Origin of the sequence: Gracilibacillus sp. YIM 98692, assembly GCF_010993965.1 — a bacterium.
GTDB lineage: Bacteria > Bacillota > Bacilli > Bacillales > Amphibacillaceae > Gracilibacillus.
Window position 1 is genome coordinate 120,741 of sequence record NZ_WIXM01000002.1, and the last position, 20,342, is coordinate 141,082.

At 37.7% G+C, this 20,342-nt stretch carries 20 protein-coding genes; 14 read left to right on the top strand and 6 right to left on the bottom strand.

What is annotated here, in order from left to right:
• The first annotated feature begins 48 nt into the window (after nucleotides 1-48).
• The 4 genes from GHD00_RS02780 (at nucleotide 49) to GHD00_RS02795 (ending at nucleotide 2,626) form a co-directional block, all read left to right on the top strand.
• The gene (locus GHD00_RS02780; RefSeq protein ID WP_163536586.1) at nucleotides 49-537 is read left to right on the top strand and encodes a cation:proton antiporter regulatory subunit; all 489 of its coding nucleotides are present in this window, start codon (nucleotides 49-51) and stop codon (nucleotides 535-537) included.
• 5 nt (nucleotides 538-542) lie between these two features.
• Nucleotides 543-1,721 carry a cation:proton antiporter gene (locus GHD00_RS02785; RefSeq protein ID WP_163536587.1) on the top strand — a complete coding sequence of 393 codons (1,179 nt, stop codon included), beginning with the start codon at nucleotides 543-545 and terminating at the stop codon, nucleotides 1,719-1,721.
• A 91-nt stretch (nucleotides 1,722-1,812) separates the two neighbouring features.
• The gene (locus tag GHD00_RS02790; protein ID WP_346427597.1) at nucleotides 1,813-1,971 is read left to right on the top strand and encodes a hypothetical protein; all 159 of its coding nucleotides are present in this window, start codon (nucleotides 1,813-1,815) and stop codon (nucleotides 1,969-1,971) included.
• 76 nt (nucleotides 1,972-2,047) lie between these two features.
• Nucleotides 2,048-2,626: a superoxide dismutase family protein gene (locus tag GHD00_RS02795; protein WP_163536589.1), complete on the top strand. Its 579-nt coding sequence runs from the start codon at nucleotides 2,048-2,050 to the stop codon at nucleotides 2,624-2,626.
• Between the two features lie 11 nt (nucleotides 2,627-2,637).
• On the opposite strand, the gene GHD00_RS02800 is transcribed toward GHD00_RS02795, so the two are convergent.
• Together GHD00_RS02800 and GHD00_RS02805 are read right to left on the bottom strand one after the other, a co-directional pair.
• Nucleotides 2,638-3,819, bottom strand: coding sequence for a MalY/PatB family protein (locus GHD00_RS02800; protein WP_163536590.1), 1,182 nt, complete (start codon nucleotides 3,817-3,819; stop codon nucleotides 2,638-2,640).
• A gap of 66 nt (nucleotides 3,820-3,885) precedes the next feature.
• Entirely contained in the window at nucleotides 3,886-4,719 is an 834-nt protein-coding gene (locus tag GHD00_RS02805; protein WP_163536591.1) for an alpha/beta fold hydrolase, read from the bottom strand.
• A 374-nt stretch (nucleotides 4,720-5,093) separates the two neighbouring features.
• Between GHD00_RS02805 and yugI the strand changes: the two genes are divergently transcribed.
• Nucleotides 5,094-5,447 (top strand): S1 domain-containing post-transcriptional regulator GSP13, encoded by a 354-nt coding sequence (yugI, locus tag GHD00_RS02810; protein ID WP_163536592.1) that lies wholly within the window; start codon nucleotides 5,094-5,096, stop codon nucleotides 5,445-5,447.
• A 23-nt stretch (nucleotides 5,448-5,470) separates the two neighbouring features.
• Here the strand turns inward: yugI and GHD00_RS02815 are convergent, their stop codons facing one another.
• A complete protein-coding gene (locus GHD00_RS02815; RefSeq protein WP_163536593.1) occupies nucleotides 5,471-5,677 on the bottom strand; it encodes a DUF378 domain-containing protein in 207 nt (68 codons plus the stop codon).
• Between the two features lie 175 nt (nucleotides 5,678-5,852).
• Here GHD00_RS02815 and GHD00_RS02820 point away from each other — a divergent pair, with 175 nt between their 5' ends.
• A complete protein-coding gene (locus GHD00_RS02820; RefSeq protein WP_163536594.1) occupies nucleotides 5,853-7,199 on the top strand; it encodes a glucose-6-phosphate isomerase in 1,347 nt (448 codons plus the stop codon).
• A gap of 168 nt (nucleotides 7,200-7,367) precedes the next feature.
• The gene (locus tag GHD00_RS02825) at nucleotides 7,368-7,784 is read left to right on the top strand and encodes a YugN family protein (protein WP_163536595.1); all 417 of its coding nucleotides are present in this window, start codon (nucleotides 7,368-7,370) and stop codon (nucleotides 7,782-7,784) included.
• A gap of 177 nt (nucleotides 7,785-7,961) precedes the next feature.
• On the opposite strand, the gene GHD00_RS02830 is transcribed toward GHD00_RS02825, so the two are convergent.
• Nucleotides 7,962-8,987: a potassium channel family protein gene (locus GHD00_RS02830; protein WP_163536596.1), complete on the bottom strand. Its 1,026-nt coding sequence runs from the start codon at nucleotides 8,985-8,987 to the stop codon at nucleotides 7,962-7,964.
• A 92-nt stretch (nucleotides 8,988-9,079) separates the two neighbouring features.
• On the opposite strand from GHD00_RS02830, the gene GHD00_RS02835 reads away from it, so the two are divergent.
• On the top strand, nucleotides 9,080-10,132 hold the full coding sequence (locus GHD00_RS02835; RefSeq protein ID WP_163536597.1) for a M20/M25/M40 family metallo-hydrolase: 1,053 nt from the start codon (nucleotides 9,080-9,082) through the stop codon (nucleotides 10,130-10,132).
• A gap of 117 nt (nucleotides 10,133-10,249) precedes the next feature.
• Here GHD00_RS02835 and GHD00_RS02840 read toward each other — a convergent pair whose 3' ends face one another.
• Together GHD00_RS02840 and GHD00_RS02845 are read right to left on the bottom strand one after the other, a co-directional pair.
• On the bottom strand, nucleotides 10,250-10,633 hold the full coding sequence (locus GHD00_RS02840; protein WP_481810372.1) for a PaaI family thioesterase: 384 nt from the start codon (nucleotides 10,631-10,633) through the stop codon (nucleotides 10,250-10,252).
• Between the two features lie 492 nt (nucleotides 10,634-11,125).
• The gene (locus GHD00_RS02845; RefSeq protein ID WP_163536914.1) at nucleotides 11,126-12,073 is read right to left on the bottom strand and encodes a 1,4-dihydroxy-2-naphthoate polyprenyltransferase; all 948 of its coding nucleotides are present in this window, start codon (nucleotides 12,071-12,073) and stop codon (nucleotides 11,126-11,128) included.
• A gap of 253 nt (nucleotides 12,074-12,326) precedes the next feature.
• Here GHD00_RS02845 and GHD00_RS02850 point away from each other — a divergent pair, with 253 nt between their 5' ends.
• The 6 genes from GHD00_RS02850 (at nucleotide 12,327) to GHD00_RS02875 (ending at nucleotide 20,326) form a co-directional block, all read left to right on the top strand.
• Nucleotides 12,327-13,715 carry an isochorismate synthase gene (locus tag GHD00_RS02850; RefSeq protein ID WP_163536598.1) on the top strand — a complete coding sequence of 463 codons (1,389 nt, stop codon included), beginning with the start codon at nucleotides 12,327-12,329 and terminating at the stop codon, nucleotides 13,713-13,715.
• Nucleotides 13,715-15,472 (top strand): 2-succinyl-5-enolpyruvyl-6-hydroxy-3-cyclohexene-1-carboxylic-acid synthase, encoded by a 1,758-nt coding sequence (gene menD / locus GHD00_RS02855; protein WP_163536599.1) that lies wholly within the window; start codon nucleotides 13,715-13,717, stop codon nucleotides 15,470-15,472. Before GHD00_RS02850 ends, menD begins: the two co-directional genes overlap by 1 nt.
• Nucleotides 15,462-16,274, top strand: coding sequence for a 2-succinyl-6-hydroxy-2,4-cyclohexadiene-1-carboxylate synthase (gene menH, locus GHD00_RS02860; protein WP_163536600.1), 813 nt, complete (start codon nucleotides 15,462-15,464; stop codon nucleotides 16,272-16,274). The genes menD and menH overlap by 11 nt, the downstream gene beginning before the upstream one ends.
• Nucleotides 16,271-17,089: a 1,4-dihydroxy-2-naphthoyl-CoA synthase gene (menB, locus tag GHD00_RS02865; RefSeq protein ID WP_163536601.1), complete on the top strand. Its 819-nt coding sequence runs from the start codon at nucleotides 16,271-16,273 to the stop codon at nucleotides 17,087-17,089. The genes menH and menB overlap by 4 nt, the downstream gene beginning before the upstream one ends.
• Nucleotides 17,090-17,318: 229 nt before the next feature.
• Nucleotides 17,319-18,803: an o-succinylbenzoate--CoA ligase gene (locus GHD00_RS02870; RefSeq protein WP_163536602.1), complete on the top strand. Its 1,485-nt coding sequence runs from the start codon at nucleotides 17,319-17,321 to the stop codon at nucleotides 18,801-18,803.
• Between the two features lie 290 nt (nucleotides 18,804-19,093).
• On the top strand, nucleotides 19,094-20,326 hold the full coding sequence (locus GHD00_RS02875) for a DNA polymerase IV (protein ID WP_481810374.1): 1,233 nt from the start codon (nucleotides 19,094-19,096) through the stop codon (nucleotides 20,324-20,326).
• The last annotated feature ends 16 nt before the right edge of the window (nucleotides 20,327-20,342 follow it).

The window sequence follows — 20,342 nt, forward strand, 5'->3', positions numbered from 1 at the left end:
TTAATGATTTGCTTCTCATTTGAGAAAAAGCTTTGAAGAGGTGTTCTGATGAATATACAAGTTTCACAGCTCCCAGGAATTGGGCAAAAGATTAGTATGCGTACAGCAGAAGAAAATATGCTGGTGGTTGTGGTTCACCATTCTGGAAAACGAGAATTATATTTTTTTCATGACGCAGATGATGATGAAGCTGATTTTGCAATGGATTTAACTCCTGATGAGACAAGAGAGTTAGGTGCTCAGTTACTTGGGGCCACTTATCAACCAGTGAATCCAGAGCAATTACGAATGTTTAAAAAGCAAATTGTGATCGATTATATTACACTATCCTCCAAGTCTAGGCTAGCCAATAAAGCCATTGGTGAAGCAGAAATTCGTAAGCACTCCGGTGCAACGATTATTGGTATCATACAAGGAGACGAAATGGTGGCTGTACCTGATATAAATCATGTCATTCAACCTGGAGATGTTTTAATGACAATCGGAAAAAAGGAACAAGTAGCAGCATTAGAAGCACTCTGTAAGGGAGAGGACTGAATATATTGCTAGGAGATTTTCCCACACTGCTTGGTGCAGGATTAGTATTATTAGGTATTTTTTATCTTGGATATCTAAGCCTGAAAATTAATTTTCCCAATGTCATCCTATATATTATTTTTGGTGTCATTTGTGCAGATATTTTAGTGGATAATGAAGTTTTACATTTTGCAAGTGAAGTAGGAATCGTTTTATTATTCTTCATTTTAGGTCTTGAGTTTAGCATAAGCAGGCTTGGAGATATTGCTAGAAAAGCATGGTCTTCAGGCTTGCTTGATGTTTTTTTAAGCTTAGGCGTTGCCATGTTTATATCCATTGGCTTTGGTTTGGATTTGCTTAGTTCCTTTGTTGTGGGCGGTATCGCTTATGCGACCAGTTCATCGATTACAGCCAAAATGTTAGATGACAAAGGAAGAATGGCTAACCGCGAAACAGAATTTATACTCGCTATTCTGATATTTGAAGACCTTGTTGCACCAATTGTTATTGCTGTTTTAATTGGAATAACCAGTAGTGGAGCATTTTCTGTCACCGATTTATCTATTGTGTTAGCCAAAGTTATTTTATTAATTATGGCCGCTGTTACAATCAGTAAAATAGTGCCAGAACCTTTAGAACGGTTCTTAAATAAAATAGATGATGAAGATTTCCGCTTTGCCTTATTAATTGGAATTGCGATTAGCTTTGGAGGCATTGCGTTGTGGTTAGAGCTCTCCGAGGTTTTAGGAGCGTTTCTAGCAGGCATGATGTTGGCAGAAATGAGCAAAATTGAGAGGGTGGAACAGGCTGTTATTCCGATTAGGGATTTAATGCTGCCAACCTTTTTTGTTTATTTTGGTACCACCATTCAATTTGGACAGGGTATACCGATGCCTCTGTTATTAATTAGCTTAATTATTTGGTCCATTATAGCTAAAATACTTGTGGGAGTAATCGGTGGTAAATGGTACGGTTTATCGAAAAAAGTTTCGTTCCGGGCAGGACTATCTCTTTGTGCTAGAGGAGAATTCTCCGTTGTCATTGCAAGCATTGCATCTGGACCAATTAAATTGTTAGGTGGATTCTATGTGATTGTAGTTGCCTTTATCGGTATGTTATTATTTGAATATGCTCCAAACATCGCAGATAGATTTTACGGGAAGAAAGTGAACAAACAGAGAAAGCTAAAGGTTCCTGGATCCTGATAAAGAGAGGTTTCCATCAGCGGGGAGTGGGGGCTTACGGACGATTGTTCACCGTGATAAACGAATGCTGACAAAAAGGAAGTGTATTTTAGTGGAATTTCTTTATTTTCCTGAAGACAAAACGCAATATATTCCCTCTGTCCTCATGTTGGTCGTCTTCGTTATCGGTGCCATTGTTGCTATGTATCTTGTTAAAAAAGCATCGAAAAAAGAAGAAGAAAAATTTAATAATGAATATAAGGATTTATAAGATAAAAGGTTTATGATTAATCTCTCATCTTTTGGTCTATACTATGGATGGACACATGAGGAGAGGTAGATTATCAATGAAATTTCATAAGTATTGGCTTTGTTTAATATTATTAGTTTTGGTGTCTTGTCAAGAAGAGGAGAGGTCGCCATTAGATGTAAGATTGTATAATAGTGATGACGATGCCGTTGGAACGGCTACCTTAAATGATCAGGATGATAAAGTGACAGTAAAGGTAAAAGTAGAGGGACTGGAACCAGGGATGCATGGAATACATATTCATGAATATCCTAAATGTGAAGGTCCCGACTTTCAATCTGCCGGTAATCACTTTAATCCTGAGGGAAAAGAGCACGGGCTTATGCATCCAGATGGGGCTCACTTAGGTGATATGCCTAATATTCAAGTAGAAGGTGATGGCACGGCTGATGTAGAACTCGAACTTTCTGGTGCTACTTTAATGGAAGGCACAAAATCTTTATTAAGAGAGGATGGCACTTCTATTATTATTCATGAGAAAGTAGATGACGGTGTTTCACAACCGGCAGGTGATGCTGGTAAGCGAATGGTTTGCGGCATTATCTCATTGGATGAAGCCACACAAGATGAAAAGCCTACTGATCCAACCGAAACGAATAAGAAAGAAGAAGAGTAAGGGTGTAACCCTTACTCTTCTTCTTTTATTTTATCTAAAGCTTGGATGATTCGATGGATGCCCTCTTCCACTCTTTGCGTTGGACAAGCGATATTTAAGCGCATAAACCCTTCTCCATCTTCTCCGAATGAAGCACCATCATTTAGTCCTACTTTGGCCTTTTCTTGTAAAAAGCTTTTGACCTTTTGATGAGACCATCCGAGACCTCTAAAGTCCAGCCAAATAAGGTAAGTGCCTTCAGGTTGAATCACTTTTACGTCATTCCTGTTTTGCAGAGCTTCTAAGACATATTGAATGTTAATTCGCAGATATTCCGTCAACTGATTTAACCATGTCTTTCCTGATGTATAGGAAGCTTCTAATGCGGTAATACCCATTGTATTGATCATATGCATACCTTGTTTGTGAAACATTTCTTTCAAAGTATCACGCATCTTTTTGTCCGATACAATGACATAAGAAACTTGCAGTCCTGCTAAATTAAAGGTTTTTGTAGGAGACATGCATGTGATAGTATTTGGTTGTATTTCCTCATCTAAAGATGCGATTGGAATATGTTGATGAGGTTTGTAAACAATATCTGCATGAATTTCGTCAGATATAATCAGCACCTCATATTTTTTGCATAAGGTGATGATATGTTGTAATTCTTCTTTTGTCCATACACGTCCAACTGGATTATGTGGATTGCATAAAATAAATGCTTTAACGCCTTGCTTTAATTTTTCTTCCAAATCTTCAAAGTCAATCTCATACTTCTGATCATTTAATTGGAGAGGATTTGTTACTAGTGTTCGTTCATGTTTTTTTATAATATCATAAAAAGGAGGATATACTGGTGTTTGAATAAGCACTTTATCCCCTTTATTTGTAAATGATTGAATGGCCATATGTATAGTGGAAATAACACCTGGACTATATAAAATCCATGCTTTCGATAGTGTCCAATGATGTTGCTCTTTTACCCAATCTACTACTATTTCATTTAATTGTTTATCTGTATACGTATAACCAAAAATGCCATGAAGGGCACGTTCACTTAATGCGTTTGATACAGCTTTAGGTACTTGGAAGTCCATATCGGCTACCCACATGGGAAGAACATCTTTTGATCCATAAAGTGTTTCTACTAAATCCCATTTTACAGAACGAGTATCTTGACGATTGATAAGTTGTTGAAAATCATGCTCCATAATTCCACTCCTTTTTGCCAATTCCTTCTACTCTATCTAACCATATTGTTTTAGAGATGTAAAAGCTCATGCACCACTTTTACTTATAACTCGTAATAAATGTGAGGCGACGAGTTTCGGAGACTCTTCTGGTATTAGATGGCCTGTTTGATTTAAAAGGATAAGATTTGCATTTGGTAAAAACTTCAGCAGTTCATAGCCTAAAAGATAAGGAAGGATTAAATCCTCTTTCCCCCAGAAAATGGTGCAAGAAGTGGTGAGTTTTTGTAATTCATCTTCATCTAAATCCTTTTGGTGATCCTTTAAAATATTGACGAGACAAGGATATATCATTTTATTATGAACAAAGGGCTTTTTATAGTGTTCTAACATTTCCTCGGTGATGAGATCATCGTCATACATAGAATGACGCAGCATCTCATAGACACCCTTTCGCTTTAATAATTTCCTAATGAAAAAAGGAGCGAATGGGTTTAAGGAAACAGATTTAGCAAATATCTGTGATTGATTCATAAAACTGCATGGGGAGAGGACTGTTAGAGAATGAACGCGTTCTGGATAATAATAAGCACATCTCAGTGCAATTTGCCCTCCCATAGAGTGTCCTAAAATATGGGCTTTATCAATATTCAATTGTTCCATTAAAAAGATGACAGATTTAGCTATATGATCAAAGGTGTATGTACATTGTTTGTTTTTGGTACTGTCACCAAATGGCGGGATATCAAGAGTTACAATCTGACATTCCTCTTTTAATAAATGGATGAGGTGTCTAAAACAATATCTCGAAGCTAAAAATCCATGTAACATAACGATTGAGAATGGGTTATTGTTTTGGGTTGTAGGTGAATATATTTCATAACAGATCGTATGACCTTTGAAGGGAATTGTTTTCTGCATTTTTCTTAACCTTTCTCTGGATAAAGGTAAAAAAGAAGCAAAGCGAATGGATTCGCTTTGCTATCCAGGGGGAATACGAGAAAGTCTTACGTTTTTATATATTACCCATCTCGTTATTTTTTAAACATTTTTTTAAAAAAACTTGTCGATTGACGAGTCTTTAGTGAAGTTAGAGACATAGTTGCACTTATCTATCTTCCTAATCGTGGTATCTGCGTTGAATTCGGCTCATCTATAACACGATATAAATAAAAAAAAGATAAGAGATAAATCTTTGCGCTAGTTAGATGATCTATGCTAATATTACTTATTGTTCAAAGCGAGTTTAAATTTAATTTTTTACTGTACAGATTATAATTGCAGGAGGTGGAACTGTGTCTGATAAACCTGAAATTGGCGATGTTTTAGAAGGAGTTATTACGGGGGTACAGCCTTATGGTGCATTTGTCACTATTAATCAAGATGTACAAGGTCTTATTCATATATCAGAATTAACTGATGGTTATGTAAAAGATATACACGATTATGTTAGCGAGGGGGATAGTGTAAAGGTAAAGGTTATTGAAATCCATGAGGAAGATCAGAAATACGCACTATCGATTCGAGCGCTTGAGACAGAGAAGCTCTCTTTTAAAACGAACAAACATACGATACATCCAAAAGAAGGAGAAAATGGTTTTCATACATTGAAGGACAAGCTAGCCGAATGGATTAAACAGTCAGAGTAAAACGAGTAACGGGAATATCCTTGTTACTCGTTTCTTCTTTTATTTAATAGTGGAATACAACTTATCCCAGCAATTCCCATTAGACTATAAATAATTCTCGGCAAAATAGTATCCATATTTCCTGCACCAAACAAAGTGGCTACTAAATCGAATTGGAAAAATCCAATTAATCCCCAATTTATGGCACCAACAATGGTGAGAATGAACGCAATTTTTTTCCATCTCTCCATATAAAAGCTCCTTTCAACTTTATACTGTGTCATAAAAAGGAAAATATGTGGTGTTTTTATAGGGGATATGTCGGAATTTTCATTTAATTTGGATTTTCTCTACGCGATTGGCTTGATTTAAACGACAGGATTCGGTACATTAAAATAGTGATAAAAATTTTTTGGAGGGTAAAACATGACACATGTACGTTTTGACTATGAGAAAGCGTTAGCCTTTTTTGGGGAACATGAATTAGAATACTTAAAAGAACCGGTTAAGCTTGCCCATGAAGCAATACATAATAAGACAGGCGCTGGTAATGATTTCCTAGGATGGGTAGATCTGCCGACTGATTATGATAAAGAAGAATTTTCTCGTATTAAGAAAGCAGCAGAAAAAATTAAATCTGATTCCGATGTTCTTTTAGTTGTAGGGATTGGTGGTTCTTATTTAGGTGCTCGTGCAGCGATTGAAATGCTGAACCATTCTTTTTATAATGAATTATCGAGTGAACAGCGTGATACGCCACAAGTATTTTTCGTAGGTAATAGCATTAGTGCGCCATACATCAATGACTTATTTGATGTATTAAAGGATAAAGATGTTTCTGTAAACGTTATTTCTAAAAGTGGTACGACAACAGAGCCAGCTATTGCTTTCCGTATCTTCCGTAAATTTTTGGAAGAAAAGTACGGTGCAGAAGAAGCAAAAGGTCGTATCTATGCTACTACAGATAAAGCAAAAGGTGCATTGAAAACTCTTGCAAATGAAGAAGGTTATGAAAGCTTTGTTATTCCTGATGATGTAGGTGGTCGTTATTCTGTCTTAACAGCTGTAGGTTTGCTACCGATTGCTGCAAGCGGAGTGGATATTGATGAAATGATGAACGGTGCACAAAAAGCACAAGAAGAATTAGCAGTAGCTGATCTTGACCAAAACCCAGCTTATCAGTATGCAGCGGTTCGTAATATCCTTTATAACAAAGGAAAAACCATTGAAATGTTAATTAACTATGAACCATCATTGCAATATTTTGCTGAGTGGTGGAAACAATTATACGGCGAAAGTGAAGGGAAAGACTTTAAAGGGATTTATCCTTCTTCAGCTAATTTCTCTACAGATTTACACTCATTAGGTCAGTATGTTCAAGAAGGACGTCGTGATATTTTGGAAACAGTTCTACACGTAGAAGAACCAAGGTCAAATATTACGATAGAGAAAGAGGAAAATGATTTAGATGGCCTAAATTATCTAGCAGGGGAAACTTTAGACTTTGTAAACGAAAAAGCTTTCCAAGGTACTCTTCTTGCACATACAGACGGACAAGTACCTAACCTGTTGGTACATTTACCTAAACTAGATGCTTACACATTCGGTTATGTGGTGTATTTCTTTGAGAAAGCATGTGCGATTAGTGGATATCTATTAGGTGTGAATCCATTTGATCAACCTGGTGTAGAAGCATATAAAAAGAATATGTTCGCTTTATTAGGTAAGCCAGGATTTGAAGACGAAAAAGAAGAATTAGAAAAACGCTTATAAAGAAAAGCTAGGCTTAATCATGCCTTTAGGCGCAGTGCGGTAGTCTAGTTACACTTATCTACATTCCTAAAAATAGGGCCTCGTTCCATTTATGGACGAGGCTTTTTCTATGTATCCTTTTACATATTTTCAACTTAACAGGATAAATTATGTGCAGAGGTGATAAGAATGCATGAAATTGATTCAGTAGTGGAAAATAAACGATTTCCTTTTAGGCATATCAACGCTCTTTTGAGCAATCAGGGTTTCGTTTTAGGTGGTGCATGGGATTATGATCACGGCTTATTTGATAAGAAAATAGAACATAACGATGGCTATCATTTTTTACGGATCCCTTTTCAGACTATTGAGGGAGATATAGAAGTAAAAGATGCCATTATTCAGTTGGGAAAACCTTATTTACTTACTCATTTGTATCAGAATGATGTGGAAGGACACGCGGATAGTGGTGTTTTTCAAGGGCCTTTTAATCAATTTCAATCACCCGTAGAAAAAGATGCAGATATTCCGAGTGATTGTATTGAGATAGGGGAACAAGCTTTAGAGCAAGTGGAAAAGGCAATAGCTCAGATAGATAGATGGTAAAGAAAAAGACAAAACTTATTATTTTAGATAAGTTTTGTCTTTTCATTTATCACGGTGAAAAATCGTCCGTAAGAACCCCAAAGAGTTAGAATGATGAAAGAAATAAAAATGGGGGTAATGGACGCTGGAACCCTGATAAGTTTTTCTAACTCATCAAGAAGGGGATGAAGAACCCCCTCACTGATGGAAGTCTCTCTTTATCCGTTTTAAATAAATCAATTGATCGCCTTTTTGTAAAATGGTGGTAAAAGAGGGGTGCAGTAAATATTCATCATCACGAATAATTCCGATTAAAAATTGTTCTTGTTCGAGAAAATGCAGAGCACAAGTATAAAAATCTTTTTGAATAAAAGGTGGATCGATGGGAGCAGAACAAAATTGCTGCATTTCTAAGCTTTTTGCTATAATATCTATAGTTGAAAGAGAATTTGTTTGGAATAGGGATTGAAAAAAAAGTGAGCTCATAAACTGGTTAGATTTAATTATTTCATCTGAACCTGCTCGAGTGGCATTTTTCTTTTGAACATCTGTGAGAATTTCAGCAATCGTATAGACATTCACATTATTTCCCTTTGCAGCAATAATGTTTAAAATGGTTTGCCTATCAGCTTCTTCTTCTGATTTATCGGGGTCTGACGTAATCACAACACACTTTGCTTGTTGAATATTTGCTTTTTCTAAAATATCATCAGATGTAGGTTGACCATGTATAAAATGAACATGGTTTTCTTGATAGGATACTCGATTCAAACTATGATCGATTAGTACAATATCAGTAGGAAGATTGGGAATATCGTTTGATTCAAACATTTTTAACAATTGTCTTGTTCTCTCGTTCCAGCCAATAAGTATAAGGTGGTCAGAACCTTTAAAAGCTATTTTTCCTTCTGATAAATCTTTTTCATATTTGATCGTACCTGCTGATAATGTAGCCATATAAAAAGTGACAAGACCACCTCCAGCTAAAATGAGAAGAATAGCAACAACTTTGCCGATTGTGCTAAGTGGTACATAATCTCCATAACCAACTGTTGAACCTGTTACAAAAGCCCACCAAATTCCATCAAATGCAGATGGGAAATGCTCAGGTTCAATGAAATGAATAATAAATCCAAATAATATCATTAAAAAACAAACAGTCAGTAGAAGACGGAGAATAATCGGCATGTGAAAATAAAACTGTATACATTTATTCAAAAGCATAATAGATCACCTTGACGAATTTTTCCTTAGTTTATACGTATCAATCCATCATTATGCTTAAATTTAAGATATTGGAAGGAGAGGGTTATCCAATGAACGATCAATCAAAAGATTTTTTACTAGACCTTTTAGAAACTCCATCTCCATCAAGTTTAGAGATGGAAATTCAAAAGAAATGGATTGACTATGTCAAACCATATGCTGATGAAATACAAACAGACAATGCAGGGAATGCCATCGCCATTTTAAATAAAGATGCTGATTTTCACTTATTGCTGGCGGGACATTGTGATGAAGTAGCTTTTGTTGTCAATCGTATTGATGAAAATGGGTTTATTTACATAGAAAAAATGGGTGGCATTAATCCAAAAGCTGCCATTGGGATGAAAGTGGATATAATTGGTGAGTCAAAAAAGCTTCCTGGTGTGATTGGTGTTAATGCGCAACATCATGGCGGAATTAAGGGTGATTTTGATGCTGAGGATTTATTCATTGATTGTGGTGCATATTCAAAAGAAGAAGTAACAGCGCATATTCAAGTAGGTGATTTAGTGGTGTATCGCCGTTCTTCTGAAATATTGATGGATCGATATATTTCAGGAAGAGGCTTGGATAATCGAACCGGTGCATTTATAGTGGCGGAAGTATTAAAACAACTAAAACAAAAGAATATTCAAATTGGATTGTATGCTGTTAGTACGGTAAATGAAGAGACAAATATGGGCGGTGCATATTTTGCTGCGGCAGGCCTTGAGCCAAATGCGGCGATTGCTTGTGATGTCACTTTTGCTACCGATTATCCATCCGTTGATAAAAAGCATGGAGATATTCGTTTAGATAAAGGTCCGGTTCTAGCTAAAGGGGCTCCCATTAATCGCAAACTAAATCAATTATTAGAAAAAGCAGCAAAAGAATTAGAGATTTCCATACAGTATGAGTTAACGCCAAGACATACGGGAACAGATGCAGATCGCATGCGTCTTACTGGAAAAGGAGTACCTGTTAGTTTGGTATCTTTGCCTTTAAGATACATGCATTCTCCAGTAGAAACAGCAAGCATCAATGATATTCAAGAAAATATTGATTTAATTGTCGAATTAGTGGAAAACATGACAGGCGAGGAAAGCTTGAAGCCTTTAGAATAGAAAAAAGTTAGCTCTTTATACTCACAACTGGAATATATTCGCTTCTCAACGAGAGTCTCGTATATTCCAGTTGATTTATTCACAATCTATTTGTGGGTTCAAAGGGAGGGGATTTAATTATTTAGCAATATCCATGACTCCTAAAGTACATCTAGATACTGCAATCTTTTTATCTTTTTCATCCAAAATTTCTATCTGCCAAATCATTGTTGTTCTACCGATGTGAATAGGCGTTGCGATACCTTGTACGATTCCGTCTTTTTTTGCTTTAATATGATTACAATTGATTTCGATGCCTACAATGGTTTGACAATTTTGATCAATATGTTGTAATCCCCCGATACTAGCAGCTGTTTCTGCTAAAGCAACAGAAGCTCCGCCGTGTAAAAATCCCATAGGTTGTTTAACAGCATCCGTTACTTCCATCGTTAAACAAACCTTATCCCGTGAAATCGTCTTTGTTTCTATTCCTAATGCATCCATTAAACTCGACGGTGTCATGATCCATTCCTTTCTTTTTTATAGACTGCCTTCTAAAATAAACCCCATTGCACAATATCCATAAACTGCGCATTAACTTATAAATATTTTCCGCCCACTCGTTTAAAGATGAGTGCTTAATCGTCGCTGCGGAAAAAAACTCGCTTTCCGTGGGGAACGCCTCAGCCTCCTCGGAAGCAAAAAAACGCTTCCTGCGGGGTCTTCAGACTGTTCCTTTCCCACAGGAGTCTCGCATTTTTCCGCAGCTTGGATTGGTGCTCGTTTTAAGTGAGAAAAAAACATATTCTTACTACTCACTAGCGGAAGAAATATACGTAGACTCCTGGGGGAACAGCGCGAGCTGAAGATCCCGCAGGCAGCTTGCTGCCGAGGAAGCTGAAGCCGTGCCCCCGGAAAGCGAAGTATATTTCTGTAGCGGTATTCAGAGCTTTTTCGAGGCTTTTGTCGCAGTTTGGTTATACTGTGTAATAAAACAACAAACTATACGAAAAGTTATACAACGCTAATGGCAAATGGGAAAAAAATGTGTAGAACCAATGATATCCCGATAAGGCCACCATAAAAGGTGTTGGTTTTTGCTGTTGCAATCATGGCAGGAATCATGCCGACATTTGTATCATTATTCTGAAAAGTTACAATAGCTTTTTTCGCCTTTGGGATGCTTAGAAAACTAATCACACAGTAAATCGGCAGCAATCCTGTAATAATTAAAATCGTTGTAAAGACATAACTAAAAAGCATCAAAATAGATAATAAACGAATTGCATTCATCCGGCCGATAAGGATGGCTATCGTTTTTCTGCCATTTTCTTTATCCCCTTCTAAATCCCGAATATTATTGGATAATAAAATTGTGCCAATTAAGATGGCGATAGGAATAGAGATTAGAACAACATTCGTTGTTAACGTTAAAGTATGCACGTAATAACTAATACTAATTAACACTGTTCCCATTAAAAAACCCGAACATATTTCACCGAAAGGGGTATAAGCAATAGGGATAGGTCCTCCTGTATATAAATATCCTATCAACATGCAAAAAGAACCTATGACCGCCACCCACCAGCTCGACTCGAGGCAAATGTACACACCTAAAAGTACAGCAAGTCCAAAAAAGGTGAACCCCAAATGTTTGACAATGATAGGTTTAACTCCATCTCGTACGATGGTGCCACCTATACCAACAGATTTTTCATTGTCTAATCCTCGGACATAATCGTAGTATTCGTTAAACATGTTGGTTGCTGCTTGAATAAGTATAGATGCGACAAGCATTGCTAGGAATAATAAGGTATAAAAAGTACCATCTAAAATAGCAAGCATCGAGCCAACAAAAACAGGAATAAAGGACGCTGTTAGTGTATGCGGTCTTAATAAACGCCACCAAACATGGAAGCCAGGTCTTTCATTTAAATGGTTTGCTTCTTTAGATTTGCTCATTCCCATGATATGTGATCTCCTTGATTTAAGTATAAGTAATATTTTAACATACTTAGTTTATTGAATACTGGTTGTTGTGTCAATAAATTGTCACCATTTCAAAGCTTCTGACAGCATTTTGTAACAATTTTTTGTTATACTGGTTAGAGTAGATTTTATCAGGATATACACCTATTATTTAAAAAAATGAAGAATTATACTATAATGAATAACGTTTAAGATTTATTGCCCTATAACATTGGAGGGTTACAGAATGATTGAAACAAAGGATATAAATATAGATGGTGCCTTACAATCAGCGAGAACACGAGCAAAGAAGGATGGAACACCGACCTTTGTTAGTGTAACAGAACAGTTAGATTCGATCGATCCGTTCCATTTCTTTCAAAAAGGAAAAGATTTAGGCTATAAACGAATATATTGGTCCAGTGCAGATCGGGAGGTAAGCTTTGTTGGAATAGGGGATGCCTATACGATAAAAGCATTAGATAAACCGTATCAAAATGTAAAAGAAGAATGGGAACACCTCATGACTCGGAGCATTATATCTAATGATTCGCGATGTCCTTTTACTGGCCCTATAGCATTGGGAGGCTTTCCTTTTGATCAAAAAAATCAATCGAATCAACTTTGGGCGGGCTTTGAAGGAAGTCAGTTTCGAGTACCAGCTTTTTTGCTAACAATAAATGGTTCATCTACTTATTTGACATCAAATTTTATGGTAGGTGAAGAAGACGATATTCAAACATTGTCCAAGGAAGTTTATCACATAAGAAAGAGTTTATTAAATGGCCGATTGACTCAAACGGTACAAACCAATCTGATCCTTCAGCATGAGGTTGACCCTAATGCTTGGCAGGATATGGTTCGACGGGCAACGGAAGAAATCGACGAGCATCATGTAGATAAAATTGTTTTAGCACGGGAACTGCAAGTAGAGTTTACACAAGATTGTGATATAACGGATGTCTTGGAGAAGTTACTCGTTCAACAGGAAAACAGCTATGTTTTTGCATGGGAGACAGAAGACGCCTGTTTTATTGGTGCAACACCAGAACGGTTAGTTCAAGTTGATAATCAAGAGCTGTTATCGACATGTTTAGCGGGAACTGCGCCAAGAGGAAAGACTAATATAGAAGATAAAAAAATTGGACAAGCGCTTTTAGATGATGCGAAAAATTTAGAGGAACATCAATTTGTGGTAGATATGATAAGAGACGCTGTTACATCGTGCGCAGCTTTTGTTGATATACCAAAAAAACCTATATTATACCCTTTAAAAAATTTGCAACACCTTTATACACCTGTACGAGCTATGTTAGCTGAAGGGTATACCATTCTAGATGTAGTGGAGAGATTACATCCTACACCAGCTCTTTGTGGCTATCCAAGAAAGGGTGCGCAACAATTTATTCGCGAGCATGAGCCTTTAGAAAGAGGCTGGTATGGTGCACCAATTGGCTGGTTCGACCAACATTTTAATGGTGAATTTGCAGTAGGCATTCGGTCTGCTTTAATTCAAGGGAAAAAAGCATCTTTATTTGCAGGGTGTGGCGTGGTACGTGATTCAGATCCTGCGACGGAATATGCTGAAACGGAAATAAAATTTGCTCCAATGTTACATGCTTTAGGAGGATCTTAATGAATTATAAGGAATCATTAACGAGATATGTGGCACAGTTTGTGGCACAACTATATAGCAGTGGTGTAAAGCATGTGGTCATTTCACCAGGGTCTCGTTCGACTCCGCTTGCTCTAACTTTTGCCGAATTTGGTTCTTCTAAGGTTTGGGTAGATATTGATGAAAGGTCTGCTGGTTATTTTGCTTTAGGATTAGCTAAGCAAACCAAAGAAGCGGTAGCACTTCTTTGTACATCTGGTACAGCAGCTGCTAACTATTATCCAGCCGTTATTGAAGGTTATTATAGTAGAGTGCCGCTTATCGTATTAACAGCGGATCGTCCTCATGAATTGCGTGAGGTAGGGGCTCCTCAAGCAATTGATCAGATTAAAATGTACGGTGACTATGTCAAGTGGTTTCATGAAATGGCATTGCCAGATAGTGATTCGAAAGTTTTGCAATATGTTAGAAATCAAGCTAATCGGGCAGTAACGACGGCTATGCATCCTAACAGAGGACCAGTTCATTTGAATTTTCCTTTTCGCGAACCGCTCATACCAGATTTTGCAATCGATGATATTTGGCAAGAGGAGAAGCGTTTGGGCTTTTTACAAACTAATAGTTCGTCTTATTTAGCAGAACAGGATTTAAATGGTATTGCGGACAAACTAAAAAATAAACGAAAAGGTATCATTGTTTGTGGACCTGCTGATAACGAAGGACTTGCACAAGCGATGGCTGCTTTAGCTCAGTCTTGGAACATACCTATATTAGCTGATCCATTGTCGCCATTGCGCAATGGAAAACACGACAAGGATTACGTAATAGAATGTTATGATGCTATCTTGAAATCAGAAGAAGTGCGTCGTGAGATTGATATAGATTTTGTTATTCGTTTTGGAGCCATGCCTGTTTCGAAACCTTATTTACAATGGATTCAATCTAAAACTGGTGTAGAACATTTTATTGTAGAGGAAGTAGAAGGGGATAGAGACCCAACAGGTATTGGTGCACATTATGTATATGGAAAGCCGGATCATATTGCAAGATCACTAGCAAGCAGAAAAGATATCGTAATGCCAAGTGAATGGCTCCAATCTTGGCAGGATTGGAATGCGAAAGCAAAAGTTATTTTACAGAAGGTAAACGAAGAGGAGCTATTGACTGAAGGAGATGCAGTACTTGGTATACAAGAAACCATTCCAGCTGATTCTGTGCTTTATGTTGGCAATAGTATGCCGATTCGTGATGTGGATACGTTTTGGCACACCTCAGATAGAAGTCATCAAGTGCTAGCAAATCGAGGAACTAATGGGATTGATGGCGTTATCTCAAGTGCACTCGGTGCCGCAGTTTCAGGGAGACGTGTTACGTTATTAATAGGAGATATTTCTTTCTTGCACAGCATGAATGGCTTATTATTAGCCAATCAATATCGATTTGATTTAACCATTGTGTTAATTAATAATGCGGGTGGAGGTATTTTTTCCTTTTTACCGCAGGCCAAGCAGGAAAGCGACCATTATGAGCATTTGTTTGGGACACCGCAGCAGATTGATATGAAAAAAGTATCGGAGATATATCACATGAATTATAATCAACCTACGAAGTGGAAGGATTTCCTTGCAGCATTAAACAAATCGTATCAGTACCACGGCGTGAGCATGATCGAAATTCGAACCGACAGGAAACAGAATGTAGAGTGGCATAGGGAAAAATGGGGCAAAGTAAAGGATGCCATATTAGACTCTTTCGAGGATGAGAATCATGTACTATAAAGTAAAGGAGCAAAACTACTGGGTTGAGGTATTCGGTACAGGCGAGCCAGTAGTATTTTTGCATGGTTTTACTGGCTCAACTGAAACATGGAGAATACCAAGCTCTTATATGAATGATTCTTACCAGCATATTTTGATTGATTTACCAGGACACGGGAAAACAGAGGCTCCCTATATCGACTCCATAAAAAGTTGCTGTTATGATTTACGACAGATCTTTCATCAATTAAAATTATCTCGAGTTCATCTGGTTGGGTATTCCTTGGGTGGGCGAACAGCTTTATCGTTTGCTGTGTATTTTCCTGAATTTATTGCTAGTTTATTATTAGAGAGTGCTACACCGGGTTTAGAACAACTAGGTGAAAGAAAAGAACGACAAGCTCGGGATCAAGAGTTGGCAAATTTTATCGAAAATCACCCTTTACAAGATTTTGTTGATAGATGGGAAAGCATTCCTTTATTTGAATCCCAAAAACATTTGCCTTTAGAGGTGAGGAAGCAAATAAGACATGAAAGAATGAGTCAATCCAGAAAAGGACTTGCGCAATCATTGCGTACAATGGGAACTGGGAGTATGCCATCTTGGTGGAGTGAGCTAAGTAGCATAACATGCCCTGTTTTACTGATCGTTGGGGAACTCGACCAAAAGTTTGTGGAAATCGCAAAAAAGATGGAGTATATATTTCCAAATAGTACTTTGCAGACTATTTTTGGCTGTGGACATGCAGTTCATGTGGAACAACCAAAAATTTTTGGTACAATAGTAAATGATTTTATCAACCAAAGGAGGTCATCAAATTGACAGTAGAATGGATCAGTCAACGATCTTATGAAGATATTTTATATGAAACATATAATGGAATTGCTAAAATTACCATTAACCGTCCAGAAGTACGTAATGCCTTTCGTCCTCAAACCGTAAATGAATTAATTGATGCTTTTACATATGCACGAGATGATTCTAGTATCGGTGTCATTGTTCTTGCAGGTGCAGGGGATAAAGCATTCTGTTCAGGCGGTGACCAAAAAGTTCGCGGTCATGGTGGATATGTCGGAGATGATGAGATTCCAAGATTAAACGTCCTTGACTTACAACGTCTGATTCGTATGATTCCAAAGCCAGTTGTAGCGATGGTATCAGGATACGCTATTGGCGGTGGACATGTCTTACACGTAGTCTGTGATTTAACGATTGCTGCAGACAATGCGATTTTCGGTCAAACCGGGCCAAAAGTAGGAAGTTTTGATGCTGGTTATGGTGCTGGATTGCTAGCACGTATCGTTGGGCATAAAAAAGCACGTGAGATCTGGTATTTATGCCGTCAGTATAGTGCACAAGAAGCATTGGATATGGGGCTTGTTAATACCGTTGTGCCGTTAGACAAGCTAGAGGAAGAAACGATTCAATGGTGCGAGGAAATGTTAGAAAAATCTCCAACTGCCTTGCGCTTCTTAAAAGCATCTTTTAATGCAGACACAGACGGCCTTGCCGGCTTACAGCAAATGGGCGGAGATGCCACATTATTATATTACACCACAGACGAAGCGAAAGAAGGGCGAGATGCGTTCAAAGAAAAACGCAAACCAGACTTCAAACAATTCCCGCGCTTCCCTTAATATGGAACCAATGGCCAATACAGATTTATGTGTTGGCCTTTTTAAGTAATTTAAGTAATTTTGACAACAATGGTTACTTTTATGATTTTAAAACAGCTGAGGAAAGATGCGAGACTCCTGCGGGAAAGCGAGTGTCTTTCCTCAGCGTCGATTTACCTCTCATCTAAGTAAGGACTGATAATTAAGTTAATAAATTTATTTTCAACTATGGCCAAAAGCAGGTGAAAATATGAATCAAACAATGGAGCATTGGTTAGATAAAAGAGCAGCTTTAACACCAAATGATATCGCTATAGAAACACCAGATCATCGTTCCTGGACTTTTTATCAGCTGCAACAGCACGTGCATGCTTTTGCTAAGAAATTGGCAGGGATCTCATTAACAGATCAAAGACCTCACATTGCAATTTTATCCGAAAATTCGATAGATATGGTGACGGCATTTCTAGCATGCACTTATCTACGTATACCTGTCGCTTTTTTAAATACAAGACTTTCCCCTTCTGAATTACAGAAACAGTGTCTGACAGCAGACGTGGGATTTATGTTAACTTCTAAAAGATGTTTTTCAAAAGGAATGGATGCAGTAGAAGGAGTGAAAGACATAGCTGTGGAGTCGTTTGCCATGGTAGAGGAAAAAAAGGAAGAGCCAGGTTCCCTTCATAAATTAATTTATCTTGATGATATTTGTTCTATGATGTTTACTTCTGGAACAACGGGTACTCCTAAAGCAGTCATGCACACCTACGAAAATCATTGGTCTAGTGCGATTGCTTCTTCTTTAAATTTAGGCCTTTTGCCAAATGATAAATGGCTCGCTTGTTTGCCGCTTTTCCATATTGGTGGGTTGTCTATTATCATGAAAAGTCTTATTTATGGGATGCCTGTCTATTTGTTAGAGAAGTTTGATGAGTCGAAAGTGCATCAAGCGATCATGGATCACGAGGTAACGATTGTATCTGTTGTTGCGGTTACTTGTAAACGATTGTTAGATACACTTGGCGACTCTCGCTATCCTAAAGCGTTTCGTTGTATGTTGCTTGGAGGAGGCCCTGCACCAAAGTCACTGTTACAACAAGCAAAAGCTGTGGATGTGCCGGTTGTTCAGACATACGGCATGACAGAAACTTCTTCTCAAATTTCTACACTGAGTGCAACAGATGCGTGGAAGAAAATCGGTTCAGCAGGAAAACCTTTATTTCAAGCTTCTTTACAAGTTTGTCGTAACGGAAAACCATTAGCGTGTAATGAAATTGGCGATATCATGGTAAAAGGACCAATGGTGACAAATGGCTACTATAAAAGAGAAGATGCGAATCAACAAGCTTTTCAAAATGGATGGCTTATAACAGGAGATTTAGGATATATAGATAAGGAAGGTTTTTTATATGTTGTGGATAGAAGAAGTGATTTAATTATTTCTGGTGGAGAAAATATTTATCCAGCGGAAGTTGAAGAAGTGTTGCTCTCTTACCCTGGTATACAAGAAGCTGGCATTGTGGGAAAAGAAGATGTCACATGGGGAAAAGTTCCTGTTGCTTTTATTGTGGCAGGAGCTGATTTAGAGATAGAATCATTGCAGGATTACTGCAGCACACATTTAGCAAGTTTTAAGGTGCCTAAGTCCTTTTTTGTTGTTGATGCTTTGCCGCGTAATGCGACTAATAAGCTGCAGCGACATAAGTTAAAGGATTGGCTGCAGGATGATATATAATCTCATAATACGAGGATATCTAGCATAAATGGTAACTCATTGATTAAAGAGAGTGGTACATTTACAAATGGGGGGGTGAGGATAAAAGGCATGATGGAAGCAGTGTCTTTATGCTTTTTTATATCGTTAGGCTTGGGCTCTAAGGTTTATAAATAAATATCTGACACGTTATCCATTATTTACTGGTAGTAATGTTGTCAAATACAAGTAACTCCTATTGTATAGGGAACATGTATTCGTATATAATATATATATACGAATACATGTTCTTTTTTGTTTAGGAGAGTATGATAATGAAAAAAGTCATTTTTTTAGCAGATATGCTTTCATTCTATGCTTCCGTAGAAAAAGCGGATCACCCACACCTGCAAGATAAACCTGTAATTGTAGCAGGTGACCCCAAAAGGAGAAGCGGCATTATCTTAGCCGCTTGTCCATTGGCTAAGAAACTTGGTGTGCAAACAGCAGAGACACTATGGGAAGCACAAATAAAATGTCCAAAGGCAGTGATTGTTCAACCGCGTATGGAGCGATATATTGAAGTTTCCTACCAAATTACACGAATATTAGAGCAATTCACAGATCTTGTGGAGGTTTTTTCAATTGATGAGCAGTTTATGGACGTAACGGGCAGTCAACGATTATTTGGTGATCCCATTACCATTGCCCGAAATCTCCAAAAGGCGATTATGGAAGGAACGGGTGTATATAGCCGGGTTGGCATTGGTCCTAATAAATCATTGGCGAAAATAGCTTGTGATGCTTTTGCGAAGAAAAATCGAGAGGGAATTTTCCAGTTAGATGATACAAACATGAAAGAAAAAATGTGGTCTCTGCCCATTGGTAAAATGTTTGGTGTTGGAAGGCGAATGGAACATCACTTAGAACGGATGGGCATTCAAAAAATTGGCCATTTAGCCCAATTTCCTGTTCATATTCTTAAAAAACGGTGGGGGGTTAATGGAGAAGTCTTATGGCAGACCGCTAATGGTATTGATCATGCCCCTGTAACAGTGAATACCCATGAACACCAAAAGGCGATTGGACATCAAACCACTTTGCCAAGGGATTATGAAAAAATGGAGGAAATAAAGGTTATTTTGTTGGAACTAAGTGAGGAAGTAGCACAGCGTGTGCGATCTAAAAATTATAGGGGAAGCACGGTATCGGTGGGGGTAAGGGGGGCGGATTTTAAGCATCCTACCGGCTTTCACCGTCAAATGAAATTAACCTCATCTACTGATTTTGGAATGGATATTTTTAAAGCTGCTTTTACATTATTTTGTGCACACTGGGATGGTTTGCCGATCCGTAGTGTTAGTATCACATTATCTCAACTTCAGCCTGCAGACTCTTATCAATTAAGCCTTTTTGATTTTTCTTTAAGAAAAGAAGGGTTGAGTCAAGCAATGGACCGCATTCGTTCTAAATATGGCCAAACAGCTATTGTGCGAGCTTCTTCTTTGACTAAATCAGGTCAAGCATTTAATCGAGCTGCCAAAATTGGCGGTCATTATAAATAACCTTGAAAGAGGAGGT

Bases quoted from the DNA above. Each gene is read 5' to 3' on its own strand.
- GHD00_RS02780 (WP_163536586.1), top strand. From the start codon at position 49: ATGAATATACAAGTTTCACAGCTCCCAGGAATTGGGCAAAAGATTAGT.
- GHD00_RS02795 (WP_163536589.1), top strand. From the start codon at position 2,048: ATGAAATTTCATAAGTATTGGCTTTGTTTAATATTATTAGTTTTGGTG.
- GHD00_RS02800 (WP_163536590.1), bottom strand. From the start codon at position 3,819: ATGGAGCATGATTTTCAACAACTTATCAATCGTCAAGATACTCGTTCT.
- GHD00_RS02805 (WP_163536591.1), bottom strand. From the start codon at position 4,719: ATGCAGAAAACAATTCCCTTCAAAGGTCATACGATCTGTTATGAAATA.
- GHD00_RS02815 (WP_163536593.1), bottom strand. From the start codon at position 5,677: ATGGAGAGATGGAAAAAAATTGCGTTCATTCTCACCATTGTTGGTGCC.
- GHD00_RS02820 (WP_163536594.1), top strand. From the start codon at position 5,853: ATGACACATGTACGTTTTGACTATGAGAAAGCGTTAGCCTTTTTTGGG.
- GHD00_RS02825 (WP_163536595.1), top strand. From the start codon at position 7,368: ATGCATGAAATTGATTCAGTAGTGGAAAATAAACGATTTCCTTTTAGG.
- GHD00_RS02830 (WP_163536596.1), bottom strand. From the start codon at position 8,987: ATGCTTTTGAATAAATGTATACAGTTTTATTTTCACATGCCGATTATT.
- GHD00_RS02835 (WP_163536597.1), top strand. From the start codon at position 9,080: ATGAACGATCAATCAAAAGATTTTTTACTAGACCTTTTAGAAACTCCA.
- GHD00_RS02840 (WP_481810372.1), bottom strand. From the start codon at position 10,633: ATGACACCGTCGAGTTTAATGGATGCATTAGGAATAGAAACAAAGACG.
- GHD00_RS02845 (WP_163536914.1), bottom strand. From the start codon at position 12,073: ATGAGCAAATCTAAAGAAGCAAACCATTTAAATGAAAGACCTGGCTTC.
- GHD00_RS02850 (WP_163536598.1), top strand. From the start codon at position 12,327: ATGATTGAAACAAAGGATATAAATATAGATGGTGCCTTACAATCAGCG.
- menD (WP_163536599.1), top strand. From the start codon at position 13,715: ATGAATTATAAGGAATCATTAACGAGATATGTGGCACAGTTTGTGGCA.
- menH (WP_163536600.1), top strand. From the start codon at position 15,462: ATGTACTATAAAGTAAAGGAGCAAAACTACTGGGTTGAGGTATTCGGT.
- GHD00_RS02870 (WP_163536602.1), top strand. From the start codon at position 17,319: ATGAATCAAACAATGGAGCATTGGTTAGATAAAAGAGCAGCTTTAACA.